Below are 13726 nucleotides of genomic sequence, written 5' to 3'. Positions count from 1 at the left end.
TTTTTCGTTGCCGGTGTTCCGTGTCGATGGAGGCGCATTATAGGGATCCCGTTTCAGAGCACAACCCTTTTTTTGGATCTTTTATCTGAACGGTTATAAATGATCCAGATTGATGAGATCGCCAGCGATCCAGGCCAGAATTGGCTTGTCAGCTGCCTGAAATCGCATCAGGCTGCATTGAAAACAGAACAAAGGAGAACATGATGACTTCCGCCCTACGTCCATATAAAGACCTTTTTCCGCAAACTGGCCAGCGCGTTATGGTCGATCCAAGCAGTGTTGTGGTCGGTGATGTCATAATGGAGGATGACGTGAGCATCTGGCCGCTGGTTGCGATCAGGGGTGATGTGAATCAGGTTCGCATTGGTGCCCGTACTAATGTACAGGACGGCAGTGTTCTGCACGTTACGCATAAATCAGCGTCTAACCCGCAAGGCTTCCCTCTTATTATTGGCGAGGATGTCACGGTCGGGCATAAAGCGATGTTGCACGGCTGTACCATTGGCGATCGCGTGCTGGTCGGAATGGGATCGATTCTGCTTGATGGCGTAATAGTAGAAGAAGAGGTGATGATTGGTGCCGGAAGTCTGGTGCCGCCAGGTAAAAGACTGGAGAGCGGCTATCTCTATCTGGGTAGTCCGGTCAGGCAGATCAGGCCGCTGAATGACAATGAGAAGGAAGGTTTACGCTATTCCGCTAATAATTATGTCGCCTGGAAAGATGATTACCTGGCGGGAGATAACCAGATCCAGCCCTGAGTATCAATATTATCCTGACGGATAGCCGCTTCGGCCTCATCTTCCAGATCCCAGCGATGGTGCTGAAACAGCGCCATCGCCTCTCCTTCACCAAAACGTGAAGCCAGCGACTTCCCGCTGATTGCACAGGTCAGCCGCATGCCGTTGACCAGCACCGGGAAACAGACCACGTTCAGTTCAGCATCATAGGTTTCATCATCAGGAAACTGTATCGCCTGATTCATGGCTGCATGGCCTGTTTAAGCTGAGTAATCACCGGCGCGATTTCCGGCATCACACCGTGCCACAGAAAGAAGGCATGAGCAGCCTGCCCCACCAGCATGCCCAAACCATCTGCCAGATGAACCGTGCCCTGCGCCTGACACCAGCGCAGGAAAGGCGTCAGCCCGCTTTGATAAAACATGTCATAACAGCGCGCATCAGCATGAATGACTGCTGCAGGTAAAGGAGGGGTTTCGCCATTCACACCGCTTGAGGTCGCATTAATGATCAGATCAAAGTGCCGATCTGCCAGCTGCTCAAAACCACATGCGCGGATAGTGCCGCTCTCTGCAAACAGGCTAGCCAGCTCTTCCGCCCGCGCGGCGGTACGGTTAACAACAGTGAGTGTCACGCCTGCTGAGAGAAGCGGCAGAATGACCCCACGTGCGGCACCGCCCGCCCCCACCAGCAATACCTTGTCACCAGCATTGATCATCTTCAGCCGTTCAAGATCGCTTAACAGCCCGATACCATCCGTGTTGTCACCCAGGATCTGCCCATCACTGAGCTTTTTCACCGTGTTTACCGCGCCGGACAGCCCTGCACGTTCGCTGAGCTGATCGGCAAATTTCCACGCCTGCTGTTTAAAAGGTAACGTCACGTTGGCGCCACGGCCTCCCTGTTCGAAAAAGGCAGAGAGCGCATGAGGAAAACCATCAATCGGGGCACAAATCCGACCATAGCGATGTTCAACGCCCGTCTGTTCAGCGAAAGCCTGATGGATCAGCGGAGATTTACTGTGGTTGATCGGATTACCGAAAACGGCGAATTGATCCATGATTTAGCCCTGACGTATAAGTTCGCCGCTGATGACATCGCGGATTTCAGAGGGATTGAGCCGCCCACCTGTTTTTCCCGACAGAACCGGGAACTGCTCACCAAACTGCTGCTTCACTTCTTCAGCCGTGCGGCAGGGAGGCAGGCCTGACAGATTTGCGCTGGTTGAGACCAGCGGTTTACCAAATGCGCGGCAAAGAGCCTGCACATCAGGATGGTTACTGACGCGAATGGCCAGTGAATCAAACTGTCCGGTAAGCCAGCGAGGCGTCTGTGGTGGAACGGGTACGACAAAGGTCACCGGGCCGGGCCAGCATGCAAACATCCGCTCACGCTGGATCACAGACAGTTCCCGAGCGGAGATGTAAGGTTCCAGCTGGGTGTAATCAGCCGCAATCAGAATAAGCCCCTTTTCTACCGGACGCTGTTTCAGCGCCAGTAAAGCCATGACGGCAGATTCACTGTCAGGGTCACAGCCCAGACCAAATACGGCTTCAGTGGGATAGGCGATGACCGCCTGTCGATTCAGCTGCTCTAAGCAGGTTTCAAGTGAATCGGCGAGGTGTTGATTTTCCATGGTCTATGCATTCTCTTCAGCAATGGCTTTGCCACAACTTTTACTGGCGCAAAAGCGTTTGATCCCTTGTGCCGTCTTTTTTTCAACTAACAGCGGAAACTGGCAATAAGGACAGATTCCGGCAACGGGTGTCAGATTCACGACAAACTGGCAGGCTGGATAGCGATCGCAGGAGTGAAACGTTTTGCCGTAACGTGAGCGCCGCTGAACTAACCGGCCTTCATGGCACTGTGGACAGGCCAGCGAGGTTTCATCCGGTTTGTCGATGGTTTCGGTGTATCCGCATTCCGGATAGAGGCTACAGCCAATGAACATGCCAAATCGTCCCTGCCGCAACACTTTATCCGCGCCACATTCGGGACAGGCGTGGCCTTCCAGCACTTTAACCACATGGCCATCGGCCTGACCTTTTAGGGGTCGAATGTAGTCGCATGCCGGGTAGTTCGCGCAGCCCAGAAAAGGACCGTGTTTACCGGAGCGGATAACCAGTTCTGCCCCGCAAGCGGGGCAGGGATCCTGTTTACGCACGGTGAAGAGTGCAGCTTTACTCATAGCGATCAATGCATGAAAGGAAATTTAATGCAGCATACCTTCATTGGCGTCGAATAGCAGTTCTTCCATCTGCTGATAGGCATTTTCACATCCGGGAATGTTGAACAACACCATCAGTACCACCCATTTGAGATCCTCCAGGTCAAACTCAGAGGTATCCAGCGCCATAATGCGTTCGATGACCATTTCACGCGTTTCCAGGTTCAGCACCTGAATCTGCTCCAGGAATAGCAGGAAACCACGGCTGTCAGCATCTAAACGTTTGCTCTCTTCGTCGGTATAAATACGCATGGAGAGCGGATCGTTTGTCAGTAAAATTGGCGCAACCAGTCCTTCCTGATAGTCAGCCAATCTTTCTAACCAGTTCAGCGCACTGTAAATATCTTCACGATGGAACCCGGCATCCGTCAGGTCGTCTGTCAATCTGTCCTGATCAACACCCATTTCTGCTTCGTTGTGGATATATGTCTCAAACAAATACATCAGTACGTCGAACATGGCATGCCCTCCTCAATCGGACATAGCCGCCGGGTACAGCTGCGATCCATCCTGCTAACTCCAGTTCCAGCAACTGAGCTGAGATAACTGGCACAGATTGGCCGGCACGTTCAGCGACAACGTCAACAGGTGTAACATCATCACCTACGTTAGCCAACACATCAGCAAATGGCAATGGAGCATCGTCACTCACCTCAGAATAAATTTCATCGGCCTGTGTCGCCGGCAGCCAGTTAAGTGCACTAGCCAGATCCTCCACGATGTTATTGGGATGGGCCACCAGCAGCGCTCCCTGCTGAATCAGCCAGTTTACACCTTCGCTTAACGGGTTACCGAGCGCGCCAGGTAAGGCATAGACATTACGATTTTGCTCCAGCCCATACCGCGCCGTTACCAGGGAACCACTCTTCAGCGAGGCTTCTACCACCAGCACCCCATGGCTCAGGCCGCTGATAATACGATTACGGCGCGGAAAATTAAGCGGATGCGGCAGGGTCATCAGCGGAAACTCAGAAACCACCGCCCCACCCTGTTCAACGATCTCTGCGGCAAGATGGGCATGATTGCTGGGATAGAGCCGCTGCAAACCACTACCTAACACGGCCACCGTTTTACCGCCCACGTTGAGTGCTGCCTGATGCGCAACACCATCAATACCCCTTGCCAGTCCGCTGGTAATGGTCAGACCGCTGAGGCTTAAGTGCTGGGTAAACCAGTCGCACCAGTAACGGCCATAGTGTGAACAGTTCCGGCTGCCCACCACCGCTAACTGTGGTGTGCTGATAAGCGCAGGATCGCCATCAATATAGAGCAGCGGTGGAAAGCGGTTTGTTTCTTTAAGACGGGCAGGATAGGCCGCGTCCAGAGCAGTCACCAGATGATGAGCCGGACTCTGAGCCAGCCAGGAATAGACTTCTGTAAGGTTTTTTTTATTAAAATCATAATATTGCTGGCACTGGCTCTCATCTAAGCCAAGCCGGATAAGCTGCTCCCTGTCTGCCTGTCCGGCACCTATTTGCTGCGCCACATCAACCCAGCGTTTTCCTGTCATGCCAGTGACGGCGGCCAGCCGTACAGACTGCGCTATTTTGTCCATCTTCAGCTCCCTGATCGCCCTTGCTTCCTGCCGCAGAATGCTGTCAATCAGGCCTCGAAAAGTCTACAATATAAGGTAGTAATCTTTTCTTAACCGAATACAGATCTGGATATTTATGTCAGTTTTGCAGGTATTACATTTCCCTGACGAGCGTCTTCGCAAAGTCGCCGCGCCCGTTAAAGAAGTTAACGCAGACATTCAGCGTATCGTTGATGATATGTTCGAGACGATGTATGCCGAAGAAGGTATCGGTCTTGCGGCTACGCAGGTCGATATTCATCAGCGCATTATCGTGATTGACGTCTCTGAAAGTCGTGAAGAGCGTTTAGTGCTGATTAACCCTGAGCTGCTGGAAAAAAGCGGTGAAACCGGCATTGAAGAGGGCTGCCTCTCTATTCCGGAACAGCGCGCATTTGTTCCGCGTGCCGAGCGGGTAAAGGTCCGCGCACTCGATCGCGAGGGTAAAAGTTTCGAGCTGGAAGCCAGCGAGTTACTGGCCATCTGTATCCAGCATGAGATCGATCATCTGGAAGGCAAACTGTTTATCGATTATCTGTCGCCTTTAAAACGGCAACGGATCAAAAATAAATTAGAGAAACTGGCGCGTCAGAACGCGCAGGCTTCCTGAGATCTTACTAAGGGATAAACGTGTCTGCCCCGCTAAAAATCATCTTTGCCGGCACACCTGACTTTGCAGCGCGTCATCTTGACGCGCTGCTTGCTTCTGAACATCAGGTTATCGGCGTATTCACCCAACCCGACCGTCCTGCTGGTCGCGGTAACAAATTAACGCCAGGCCCGGTCAAAACGCTGGCGATGGCACATGACATTCCGGTTTATCAGCCTAAGTCACTGCGACCTGAAGAAAATCAGCAACTGATTGCTGACCTCAAGGCCGATGTGATGGTGGTTGTGGCCTACGGATTAATTCTGCCCAAGGCCGTGCTTGATATGCCACGTCTGGGATGCATCAATGTCCATGGCTCACTGCTGCCACGCTGGCGCGGAGCCGCGCCTATTCAACGTGCACTCTGGGCTGGCGACAGCGAAACCGGCGTGACCATCATGCAGATGGACGTGGGACTGGATACCGGCGATATGCTGCATAAGCTGGCTTGTCCGATTACGGCCCAGGATACCAGTGCCACGCTGTATGACAAGCTGGCACAGCTTGGGCCACAGGGGCTGCTGGATACGCTGACCTTACTGACCACTCAGCAGGCTTCACCTGAAAAACAGGATGAAACGCTGGCCAACTATGCTGAGAAACTCAGTAAAGAGGAAGCACGTCTTGACTGGACACTATCTGCAGAACAGCTTGAGCGTTGTATTCGCGCCTTTAACCCGTGGCCGATGAGCTTTTTCACCATTGAAGATCAGCCGGTTAAAGTCTGGCAGGCAAGCGTTCTGCCCCACAGCGATCGTGCGCCTGGTGAAATTATCCATGCTGACAAGCATGGCATCCAGGTGGCGACGGCTCAGGGTGTACTGAACCTGCTGCAGTTGCAGCCCGCCGGTAAAAAACCGATGTCGGCTCAGGATCTTCTCAACTCGCGCCGGGAATGGTTTGAACCTGGAACCCTTCTGGACTGACTCTCAGGCCCGGTCCCTCACCGGGCCTTTTGTTTGATGACAAAACCCTATGACTAAATCTATCAACCTGCGTAGCCTCTCGGCTCAACTTATTGAGCGTGTGGTCGACAAGGGCGAATCCCTGAATACGGCACTGCCAGCCGCACAGAAAAAGCTCTCTGACAAAGATAGCGCGTTAGTGCAGGAGATCTGTTTTGGCGTATTACGCACATTACCGCAGCTGGAAGCGCTCATTGGCAAACTGATGGAGCGTCCACTTACCGGCAAACAGCGGGTTCTGCACTATCTGATCATGGTCGGGCTTTATCAGCTGGAATATACCCGTGTGCCTGCCCATGCCGCACTGGCAGAAACCGTCGCGGGCGCCGAAGTACTGAAGCGCACCAGTATGAAAGGCTTAATAAATGGCGTATTACGCCAGTTTCAGCGTCAGCGGGAAGAGCTGCTCGCCACTGTTCAGGATGGCCCGCAACGCTATCTGCATCCGGGATGGCTGCTAAAGCGGTTGCAGCATGCCTGGCCGGAACAATGGCAACAGATTGTCGAAGCAAATAATCTGCGTCCGCCGATGTGGCTGCGGGTTAATCGCCAGCACCACGATCGGGATACGTGGCTGGCAATGCTGACCGAAAGCGGCAGGAATGCACAGCCTGCTGTCGATGTGCCAGATGCACTGCGGCTTGACGCCCCTGCCCCGGTCAGCCAACTACCAGGCTTTGATCAGGGTTGGGTCACCGTGCAGGATTTATCTGCCCAGCGCTGTGCCTTGCTGCTTGAGCCCCAAAACGGCGAACAGATTCTGGATTTATGCGCTGCGCCCGGCGGTAAAACGACCCATATCCTTGAAATCGCGCCTCAGGCCGAAGTCATGGCCGTCGACGTGGATGCGCAGCGTCTTAAACGCGTAAATGAGAATCTGCAACGACTGGATATGAAAGCAGACGTGAAACAGGGTGATGGACGAACGCCACAACAGTGGTGCGGCGATCGTCAGTTTGACCGTATTCTGCTGGATGCGCCCTGCTCTGCTACCGGTGTTATCCGCCGCCATCCCGATATTAAGTGGCTGCGTCGCGATCGGGATATCGCCGAGCTGGCAAAGCTTCAGGGGGAAATTCTTGATGCTATCTGGCCGCACCTGAAACCTGGCGGTACACTGATTTATGCCACCTGTTCCATCCTGCCTGAAGAGAATCATCAGCAGATAGATGCTTTCCTGCAGCGCCAGCATGATGCGCAGGCTGAGCCCCTCGGAGATGCGCCCGCGAACGGCTTACAGGTATTCCCGGAAGCCGAGGGTGGAGATGGTTTCTTCTACGCTAAGCTGATAAAAAAATCGGGTACAAACTGAAATGAGTATTGATAAGCGATGAAAATAATCATTCTGGGCGCAGGACAGGTTGGCGGAACCCTGGCAGAAAATCTGGTGGGTGAAAACAACGATATCACGGTGGTTGATACCGACTCTTCACGCCTGCGTCACCTGCAGGATAAGTTCGATCTCCGCGTCGTGCAGGGCCATGGTTCTCATCCACGAATTTTACGTGAGGCGGGTGCAGAAGATGCCGACATGCTGGTTGCCGTAACCAACTCGGATGAAACCAACATGATTGCCTGTCAGATTGCTTATTCGCTTTTCAATACGCCGAATCGTATCGCCCGCATTCGCGCGGCCGACTATCTGCGTGATGCGGACAAGTTATTTATTCCTGAAGCGGTGCCCATCGATCATCTGATCTCGCCTGAACAGCTGGTGATCGACAATATCTATCGTTTAATCCAGTATCCTGGCGCATTGCAGGTCGTGAACTTTGCTGAAGGCAAAGTCAGCCTCGCCGTGGTGAAAGCTTATTATGGCGGGCCACTGGTGGGAAATCCGCTTTCGATCATGCGTGAGCATATGCCACACATCGATACCCGCGTAGCCGCTATATTTCGTCAGGATCGCCCCATTCGTCCGCAGGGTTCAACCATCGTAGAAGCGGGTGATGAAGTCTTTTTCATTGCAGCCAGTCAGAACATCCGTGCGGTAATGAGTGAAATGCAGCGGCTGGAGAAACCTTATAAACGGATTATGCTGGTAGGCGGCGGTAACATTGGTTTCGGTCTGGCACAAAAACTTGAAAAAAATTACAGCGTGAAGCTGATTGAACGTAACCCCCAGCGCGCAGCAGAACTGGCAGAGCACCTTCACGACACCGTGGTCTTTTATGGCGATGCGTCAGATCAGGAGCTTCTCGCTGAAGAACATGTTGAGCAGGTTGATCTCTTTATTGCCGTCACCAACGATGATGAAGCTAACATTATGTCAGCCATGCTGGCGAAAAAGATGGGGGCGAAGAAGGTTATGGTGCTGATTCAGCGTCGCGCCTACGTCGATCTGGTACAAGGCAGCGTTATCGATATCGCTATTTCACCTCAGCAGGCCACGATTTCTGCCCTGCTGGGTCATGTGCGCAAAGCGGATATCGTGGGCGTTTCATCGCTACGACGCGGTATTGCAGAAGCGATCGAAGCGATAGCGCACGGAGACGAATCAACTTCACGCGTGGTTGGCCGCTCGATTGATGATATCAAACTGCCGCCAGGCACTATTATTGGCGCAGTGGTACGCGGAGACGATGTGATGATTGCCAATGATAACCTGCGAATTGAACAAGGTGATCATGTCATCATGTTTCTGACCGACAAGAAGTTTGTATCGGATGTGGAACGTCTCTTCCAGCCGAGTCCATTTTTCCTGTAAATGCCGGGTTTATAGGCGAACAGAGCACGAGGCACGCAAAACTGCCGCTTAATTCGTTGTGTTGATGGCAAAAACAGTAGGGTTTGTTAGACTTTATGGCATTGGCTTGGGCAAGGAGATAAGTATGAGTTTAATCAAAGAGTTTCGCGATTTCGCAATGCGCGGCAATGTGATGGATTTAGCCGTCGGTGTCATCATCGGAGCTGCATTCGGTAAAATTGTTTCATCGTTAGTCGCCAACATCATTATGCCGCCTTTAGGCTTACTGATTGGTGGTGTCGATTTTAAATCATTCGCCTGGGTACTTAAGCCTGCAGTTGGTGATGCTCCAGCCGTTGTAATGCAGTACGGTATCTTCCTTCAGACCATCTTCGATTTCGTCATCATCGCTTTCGCAATCTTTATGGCGATCAAGTTAATGAATCGTCTGTATAAGAAAAAAGAAGTAGAGAAGCCAGTTGCTAAACCGTCAAACGAAGAAGTTCTGCTGACTGAAATCCGCGATCTGCTGAAACAGCAGAATACCCGGGTCTAGTTGATAAGCCGCCGCACAGGCGGTTTTTTTAACCGTAAAAGCAGAAGGGCAGTGATAAGACGCTTTCTTATCACTGCCCTCCCATCCAGTCCCCTTGCCATGTTTCTCTTTCCGCTTAAAACTACCTTTACCCTTTTGCTTCTGCTCTATGCGTTGCCGAAATAGCGGGTCGTGTAACAGAGCCTGAATCGCGTTGTCGCGGATTTGCCCTTTGGTGTGCTGATATTTACTCATGACGCCTCCTGTTGAGATGGTCTGATACTCTATTCCTTTGCAGCAAAATAACAATATGCTTATTTGCTCAAAGCCTCTCCCCGCTCCAGCGCCTCAAGAATTGAGCACGAAATGCTACTGTGACTGTCACCACAACAGGCATCGGAAAGGTGTCGCAGGGAACGCTGCATCGTTTCTAATTCTGCGATCATCTGAGCAACTTCGATCAGCCGTTTTTCAACGATCGCTTTTGATTCCTGACAGGTGTGATGCGCAGGATCAACCCGGATCGAAAGTAGCTCTCTGATCGCTTCGAGGCTGAAACCCAGTTTACGACCGTAGCGAATAAATTTCAGACGCTGAAGATCGCCCTCGCTGTAAAGGCGAAAACCACCCTCCGTCCGCCCATCATGATCCATCATCTGCTGCTTTTCATAAAAACGGATAGTGTCTGGCGTCACCTCCGCAAGCTTAGCTAACTGACCGATGCGAAACATTTACTCCTCCTCGCGGAAACGATGCTGAATAGCAGTGGAATAACTACCATGAAGAAAATCGGTACTGATACCCGCCTGGCGTAATCTTAGCTCCAGCAGCTGAAGCCGATGGCAATGATCCTGATAGTGTTGATCCGCAGGATCGAGGTTGCGAATAAGATCGTTAACTTCCATGGCTTCCCGTCTGAGTTCAAGCTCTGGCGGCAGAAAGCCCGAATTTTTCAGTAACCGGTACCCCGCTCTTAACTCAGGCGGAACATGACTGTCATCATCCAGCTGTAGCGGCTTACAGGAGCCGGGAAGATTACTCAGCTCGCCTTTTTCCAGCGCCGCCTTGATATGCTGTTCAGCAAGTTCATCAACCAGCCACATAGTTGGCTCCTTTGAACATGAAAGGTAATAAGTTCTAAGGTAGTAAATTTCAGGCAATAAAAAACCCGCCGAAGCGGGTTTTTTACGTTGCTACAGATTACTCTGCGGCTGCTTCTGCTTGAGCTTCTGGACGATCAACCAGCTCGATGTAAGCCATCGGAGCGTTGTCACCAGCACGGAAGCCACACTTCAGAATACGAGTGTAACCACCGGCACGGCTCGCGAAACGCGGGCCCAGCTCATTAAACAGTTTTGCCACGATCTCGTTATCACGAGTACGGGCGAATGCCAGACGACGATTAGCTACGCTGTCGGTCTTGGCAAGAGTAATCAGCGGCTCAACTACGCGACGCAGTTCTTTGGCTTTCGGCAGAGTCGTTTTGATGATCTCATGACGAACCAGAGAACCGGCCATGTTGCGGAACATAGCCTGACGATGGCTGCTGTTGCGGTTCAGTTGACGACCACTCTTACGATGGCGCATGACCTTATCCTTCTCAGTGAAACCTTAACCTGTGATCTGATTATTCATCAGCAATGCTTGCTGGCGGCCAGTTCTCGAGGCGCATGCCCAGAGAAAGACCACGCGAAGCCAGCACATCTTTAATCTCGGTAAGAGATTTTTTACCAAGGTTAGGCGTTTTAAGCAGCTCAACCTCGGTACGCTGTACCAGATCACCGATGTAGTGGATAGCTTCTGCCTTAAGGCAGTTAGCAGAGCGGACAGTCAATTCCAGATCGTCAACAGGGCGCAGCAGGATCGGATCGAATTCTGGTTTCTCTTCTTTAACTTCCGGCTGACGTACATCACGTAAGTCAACGAAAGCTTCAAGTTGTTCTGCCAGAATGGTTGCCGCACGACGAATCGCCTCTTCAGGATCGATTGTGCCGTTGGTTTCCATTTCGATGACCAGCTTGTCCAGGTCGGTGCGCTGCTCTACACGCGCTGCTTCAACATTGTAGGCGATACGGTCTACAGGGCTGTAGCAAGCGTCAACTAACAGGCGGCCGATTGGGCGCTCATCTTCTTCCGAATGAATTCGGGCAGAAGCCGGCACATAGCCACGACCACGCTGAACTTTGATACGCATGCTGATAGCAGCGTTCTCATCGGTCAGATGGCAAATGACATGCTGAGGCTTGACGATTTCGACATCACCATCATGGGTAATGTCGGCTGCAGTCACAGGGCCAATGCCAGATTTATTCAAGGTCAGAATAACTTCATCTTTCCCCTGAACTCTTACCGCCAGCCCTTTCAGGTTGAGCAGGATTTCCAGGATATCTTCCTGTACTCCCTCTTTGGTGCTGTACTCATGAAGTACACCATCAATTTCAACCTCGGTCACCGCGCAACCCGGCATGGATGAAAGCAGAATACGGCGCAGTGCGTTACCAAGAGTATGGCCAAAGCCACGCTCTAAAGGCTCAAGGGTCACCTTGGCGTGCGTCGAACTCACTTGCTCGATATCTACCAGGCGCGGTTTTAGAAACTCTGTCACAGAACCCTGCATTGTGTCCTCTCTTTGGTACTAAGCCTTACTTGGAGTAAAGCTCGACGATCAGGTGTTCGTTAATGTCCGCAGACAGATCAGTACGTTCAGGAATACGCTTGAACACACCTTCCATCTTAGTCGCATCAACTTCCAGCCAGGTTGGCTTTTCACGCTGCTCAGCCAGCTCCAGAGCGGCCTTCACGCGAGATTGCTTTTTGGCTTTCTCACGGATGCTAACGACATCATTCGGAGATACCTGATAAGAAGCGATGTTAACAACGCGGCCATTTACCAGAACAGACTTATGGCTAACCAGCTGACGTGCTTCTGCACGAGTGGCACCAAAGCCCATACGATAAACTACGTTGTCCAGACGACCTTCCAGCAGAGCCAACAGGTTTTCACCGGTGTTGCCTTTCAGACGAGCTGCTTCTTTATAATAGTTACGGAACTGACGCTCCAGCACGCCGTAGATACGACGAACTTTTTGCTTTTCACGTAACTGACCGCCGTAATCAGACAGACGCGGTTTACGCGCACCATGCTGACCAGGGGCTTGTTCAATCTTACACTTGGAATCAATCGCGCGAACGCCAGACTTAAGGAATAAGTCAGTGCCCTCACGACGGCTCAGCTTGAGCTTAGGACCCAAATATCTTGCCATTTTCTTTCTCCAACTATCCTAAAAAAACGGGCGTTATACGCGACGTTTTTTCGGCGGACGACAACCGTTATGAGGGATCGGAGTCACATCAGTAATATTAGTGATGCGGAAACCAGCGGCGTTCAAAGCACGAATCGTAGATTCGCGACCTGGACCCGGACCCTTTACCATAACTTCCAGGTTCTTAATTCCGTAATCTTTTACCGCTTCTGCACAGCGCTCTGCAGCGACCTGAGCAGCAAACGGAGTGGATTTACGTGAACCGCGGAAACCGGAACCACCGGCGGTTGCCCAACCCAGTGCGTTACCCTGACGATCAGTAATGGTAACGATGGTGTTGTTAAAAGAAGCATGGACATGAGCCACGCCATCTGAGACTTGTTTTCTTACACGCTTACGTGCACGAACTGGTGCCTTTGCCATTATTTACTCACCCCGATTATTTCTTGATCGGTTTACGCGGACCCTTACGGGTACGTGCGTTGGTCTTAGTACGCTGACCGCGAACCGGAAGACCACGACGATGGCGCAAACCACGGTAGCAACCAAGGTCCATAAGACGCTTGATGCTCAGGGTGATTTCACGGCGCAGATCACCTTCTACAACGAATTTCGCAACTGCATCACGCAGCTGATCAATTTGTTCTTCAGACAGCTCACTGATCTTAACATTTTCAGCAATACCCGTTGAAGCGCAGATGGCTTTAGAACGAGTTTTACCGATACCGAAGATCGAAGTTAATGCGATAACGGTATGTTTTTGATCAGGAATGTTAATGCCTGCTATACGGGCCACTATGCACTCCTATAATTAAACAAGCACGTCCCATGCTGAAAAGCCCGTTTTCAGGATACTCAAATGGAAACGCACTGACATACAAAAGATTGGCTGGCTAATCTAGCCAGCTCAACCCGACTTTGCAAGAAAAATATGTGACAAAATCAGCCTTGGCGCTGTTTATGCTTTGGCTCGGCGCTGCAGATCACACGGACGACACCGTCGCGACGAATGATTTTGCAGTTACGACATAATCTCTTGACGGAAGCACGAACTTTCATTTTTACTCTCCGTAACTTCTCAACCAACTGAA

At 51.6% G+C, this 13726-nt stretch carries 21 protein-coding genes; 6 read left to right on the top strand and 15 right to left on the bottom strand.

Annotated features, from left to right (window positions below):
• Positions 1-203: 203 nt before the first annotated feature.
• Positions 204-758 (top strand): gamma carbonic anhydrase family protein, encoded by a 555-nt coding sequence (locus tag FOV68_RS23430; RefSeq protein ID WP_010671596.1) that lies wholly within the window; start codon positions 204-206, stop codon positions 756-758.
• On the opposite strand, the gene FOV68_RS23425 is transcribed toward FOV68_RS23430, so the two are convergent.
• Genes FOV68_RS23425 through dprA form a run of 6 tightly spaced genes read right to left on the bottom strand, consistent with a single transcriptional unit; the run spans position 725 to position 4519 of the window.
• Positions 725-982, bottom strand: a complete 258-nt coding sequence (locus tag FOV68_RS23425) for a DUF1488 domain-containing protein (RefSeq protein ID WP_109654290.1) — start codon at positions 980-982, stop codon at positions 725-727. The genes FOV68_RS23430 and FOV68_RS23425 overlap by 34 nt on opposite strands.
• Positions 979-1797, bottom strand: a complete 819-nt coding sequence (gene aroE, locus FOV68_RS23420) for a shikimate dehydrogenase (RefSeq protein ID WP_143991693.1) — start codon at positions 1795-1797, stop codon at positions 979-981. Before aroE ends, FOV68_RS23425 begins: the two co-directional genes overlap by 4 nt.
• Positions 1798-1800: 3 nt before the next feature.
• Positions 1801-2373: an L-threonylcarbamoyladenylate synthase type 1 TsaC gene (tsaC, locus tag FOV68_RS23415; RefSeq protein ID WP_143991692.1), complete on the bottom strand. Its 573-nt coding sequence runs from the start codon at positions 2371-2373 to the stop codon at positions 1801-1803.
• A gap of 3 nt (positions 2374-2376) precedes the next feature.
• The gene (locus tag FOV68_RS23410) at positions 2377-2925 is read right to left on the bottom strand and encodes a topoisomerase DNA-binding C4 zinc finger domain-containing protein (RefSeq protein ID WP_031593735.1); all 549 of its coding nucleotides are present in this window, start codon (positions 2923-2925) and stop codon (positions 2377-2379) included.
• A gap of 24 nt (positions 2926-2949) precedes the next feature.
• On the bottom strand, positions 2950-3423 hold the full coding sequence (smg, locus tag FOV68_RS23405) for a DUF494 family protein Smg (protein WP_010252741.1): 474 nt from the start codon (positions 3421-3423) through the stop codon (positions 2950-2952).
• Positions 3395-4519 carry a DNA-protecting protein DprA gene (dprA, locus tag FOV68_RS23400; RefSeq protein ID WP_143991691.1) on the bottom strand — a complete coding sequence of 375 codons (1125 nt, stop codon included), beginning with the start codon at positions 4517-4519 and terminating at the stop codon, positions 3395-3397. The genes smg and dprA overlap by 29 nt, the downstream gene beginning before the upstream one ends.
• A 115-nt stretch (positions 4520-4634) precedes the next feature.
• On the opposite strand from dprA, the gene def reads away from it, so the two are divergent.
• The 5 genes from def (at position 4635) to mscL (ending at position 9393) form a co-directional block, all read left to right on the top strand.
• Positions 4635-5147: a peptide deformylase gene (def, locus tag FOV68_RS23395; RefSeq protein ID WP_010252747.1), complete on the top strand. Its 513-nt coding sequence runs from the start codon at positions 4635-4637 to the stop codon at positions 5145-5147.
• A 20-nt stretch (positions 5148-5167) separates the two neighbouring features.
• Positions 5168-6112: a methionyl-tRNA formyltransferase gene (gene fmt, locus FOV68_RS23390; RefSeq protein ID WP_039392213.1), complete on the top strand. Its 945-nt coding sequence runs from the start codon at positions 5168-5170 to the stop codon at positions 6110-6112.
• Positions 6113-6161: 49 nt separating this feature from the next.
• On the top strand, positions 6162-7463 hold the full coding sequence (gene rsmB, locus FOV68_RS23385) for a 16S rRNA (cytosine(967)-C(5))-methyltransferase RsmB (protein ID WP_143790657.1): 1302 nt from the start codon (positions 6162-6164) through the stop codon (positions 7461-7463).
• A gap of 18 nt (positions 7464-7481) precedes the next feature.
• Positions 7482-8858, top strand: coding sequence for a Trk system potassium transporter TrkA (gene trkA / locus FOV68_RS23380; RefSeq protein WP_069025443.1), 1377 nt, complete (start codon positions 7482-7484; stop codon positions 8856-8858).
• 124 nt (positions 8859-8982) lie between these two features.
• Positions 8983-9393, top strand: coding sequence for a large-conductance mechanosensitive channel protein MscL (gene mscL, locus FOV68_RS23375; RefSeq protein WP_022625142.1), 411 nt, complete (start codon positions 8983-8985; stop codon positions 9391-9393).
• Here the strand turns inward: mscL and FOV68_RS23370 are convergent.
• The 9 genes from FOV68_RS23370 to rpmJ all read right to left on the bottom strand — a co-directional run bounded on the left by FOV68_RS23370 (position 9328) and on the right by rpmJ (position 13694).
• Positions 9328-9627 carry an alternative ribosome-rescue factor A gene (locus tag FOV68_RS23370; RefSeq protein WP_143991690.1) on the bottom strand — a complete coding sequence of 100 codons (300 nt, stop codon included), beginning with the start codon at positions 9625-9627 and terminating at the stop codon, positions 9328-9330. The two genes, mscL and FOV68_RS23370, sit on opposite strands and share 66 nt — an antisense overlap.
• Before the next feature lie 59 nt (positions 9628-9686).
• Complete coding sequence (gene zntR, locus FOV68_RS23365) at positions 9687-10103, bottom strand: Zn(2+)-responsive transcriptional regulator (protein ID WP_143991689.1); 417 nt, start codon at positions 10101-10103, stop codon at positions 9687-9689.
• Positions 10104-10475, bottom strand: coding sequence for a DUF1992 domain-containing protein (locus FOV68_RS23360; RefSeq protein WP_143991688.1), 372 nt, complete (start codon positions 10473-10475; stop codon positions 10104-10106).
• Positions 10476-10572: 97 nt separating this feature from the next.
• Positions 10573-10959 (bottom strand): 50S ribosomal protein L17, encoded by a 387-nt coding sequence (gene rplQ, locus FOV68_RS23355; RefSeq protein ID WP_003850180.1) that lies wholly within the window; start codon positions 10957-10959, stop codon positions 10573-10575.
• 40 nt (positions 10960-10999) lie between these two features.
• A complete protein-coding gene (gene rpoA / locus FOV68_RS23350; RefSeq protein ID WP_003850179.1) occupies positions 11000-11989 on the bottom strand; it encodes a DNA-directed RNA polymerase subunit alpha in 990 nt (329 codons plus the stop codon).
• 25 nt (positions 11990-12014) lie between these two features.
• Entirely contained in the window at positions 12015-12635 is a 621-nt protein-coding gene (gene rpsD / locus FOV68_RS23345; protein WP_008927131.1) for a 30S ribosomal protein S4, read from the bottom strand.
• A gap of 33 nt (positions 12636-12668) precedes the next feature.
• A complete protein-coding gene (gene rpsK / locus FOV68_RS23340) occupies positions 12669-13058 on the bottom strand; it encodes a 30S ribosomal protein S11 (RefSeq protein WP_004160563.1) in 390 nt (129 codons plus the stop codon).
• A 16-nt stretch (positions 13059-13074) separates the two neighbouring features.
• Positions 13075-13431 (bottom strand): 30S ribosomal protein S13, encoded by a 357-nt coding sequence (gene rpsM, locus FOV68_RS23335; protein ID WP_003850176.1) that lies wholly within the window; start codon positions 13429-13431, stop codon positions 13075-13077.
• 146 nt (positions 13432-13577) lie between these two features.
• Complete coding sequence (rpmJ, locus tag FOV68_RS23330; protein ID WP_010252805.1) at positions 13578-13694, bottom strand: 50S ribosomal protein L36; 117 nt, start codon at positions 13692-13694, stop codon at positions 13578-13580.
• Positions 13695-13726: the final 32 nt, after the last annotated feature.

Origin of the sequence: Pantoea sp. paga, from assembly GCF_007558755.1 — a bacterium.
GTDB lineage: Bacteria > Pseudomonadota > Gammaproteobacteria > Enterobacterales > Enterobacteriaceae > Pantoea > Pantoea agglomerans.
The sequence above is the reverse complement of the archived record's forward strand: the minus strand, read 5'-3'. Positions and strand labels throughout refer to the sequence as shown.

Bases quoted from the DNA above. Each gene is read 5' to 3' on its own strand.
- trkA (WP_069025443.1), top strand. From the start codon at position 7,482: ATGAAAATAATCATTCTGGGCGCAGGACAGGTTGGCGGAACCCTGGCA.
- smg (WP_010252741.1), bottom strand. From the start codon at position 3,423: ATGTTCGACGTACTGATGTATTTGTTTGAGACATATATCCACAACGAA.
- FOV68_RS23370 (WP_143991690.1), bottom strand. From the start codon at position 9,627: ATGAGTAAATATCAGCACACCAAAGGGCAAATCCGCGACAACGCGATT.
- rpsD (WP_008927131.1), bottom strand. From the start codon at position 12,635: ATGGCAAGATATTTGGGTCCTAAGCTCAAGCTGAGCCGTCGTGAGGGC.
- def (WP_010252747.1), top strand. From the start codon at position 4,635: ATGTCAGTTTTGCAGGTATTACATTTCCCTGACGAGCGTCTTCGCAAA.
- zntR (WP_143991689.1), bottom strand. From the start codon at position 10,103: ATGTTTCGCATCGGTCAGTTAGCTAAGCTTGCGGAGGTGACGCCAGAC.
- rplQ (WP_003850180.1), bottom strand. From the start codon at position 10,959: ATGCGCCATCGTAAGAGTGGTCGTCAACTGAACCGCAACAGCAGCCAT.
- rpsK (WP_004160563.1), bottom strand. From the start codon at position 13,058: ATGGCAAAGGCACCAGTTCGTGCACGTAAGCGTGTAAGAAAACAAGTC.
- rsmB (WP_143790657.1), top strand. From the start codon at position 6,162: ATGACTAAATCTATCAACCTGCGTAGCCTCTCGGCTCAACTTATTGAG.
- tsaC (WP_143991692.1), bottom strand. From the start codon at position 2,373: ATGGAAAATCAACACCTCGCCGATTCACTTGAAACCTGCTTAGAGCAG.
- dprA (WP_143991691.1), bottom strand. From the start codon at position 4,519: ATGGACAAAATAGCGCAGTCTGTACGGCTGGCCGCCGTCACTGGCATG.
- mscL (WP_022625142.1), top strand. From the start codon at position 8,983: ATGAGTTTAATCAAAGAGTTTCGCGATTTCGCAATGCGCGGCAATGTG.
- aroE (WP_143991693.1), bottom strand. From the start codon at position 1,797: ATGGATCAATTCGCCGTTTTCGGTAATCCGATCAACCACAGTAAATCT.
- FOV68_RS23430 (WP_010671596.1), top strand. From the start codon at position 204: ATGACTTCCGCCCTACGTCCATATAAAGACCTTTTTCCGCAAACTGGC.
- rpoA (WP_003850179.1), bottom strand. From the start codon at position 11,989: ATGCAGGGTTCTGTGACAGAGTTTCTAAAACCGCGCCTGGTAGATATC.
- FOV68_RS23425 (WP_109654290.1), bottom strand. From the start codon at position 982: ATGAATCAGGCGATACAGTTTCCTGATGATGAAACCTATGATGCTGAA.
- FOV68_RS23410 (WP_031593735.1), bottom strand. From the start codon at position 2,925: ATGAGTAAAGCTGCACTCTTCACCGTGCGTAAACAGGATCCCTGCCCC.
- FOV68_RS23360 (WP_143991688.1), bottom strand. From the start codon at position 10,475: ATGTGGCTGGTTGATGAACTTGCTGAACAGCATATCAAGGCGGCGCTG.
- rpmJ (WP_010252805.1), bottom strand. From the start codon at position 13,694: ATGAAAGTTCGTGCTTCCGTCAAGAGATTATGTCGTAACTGCAAAATC.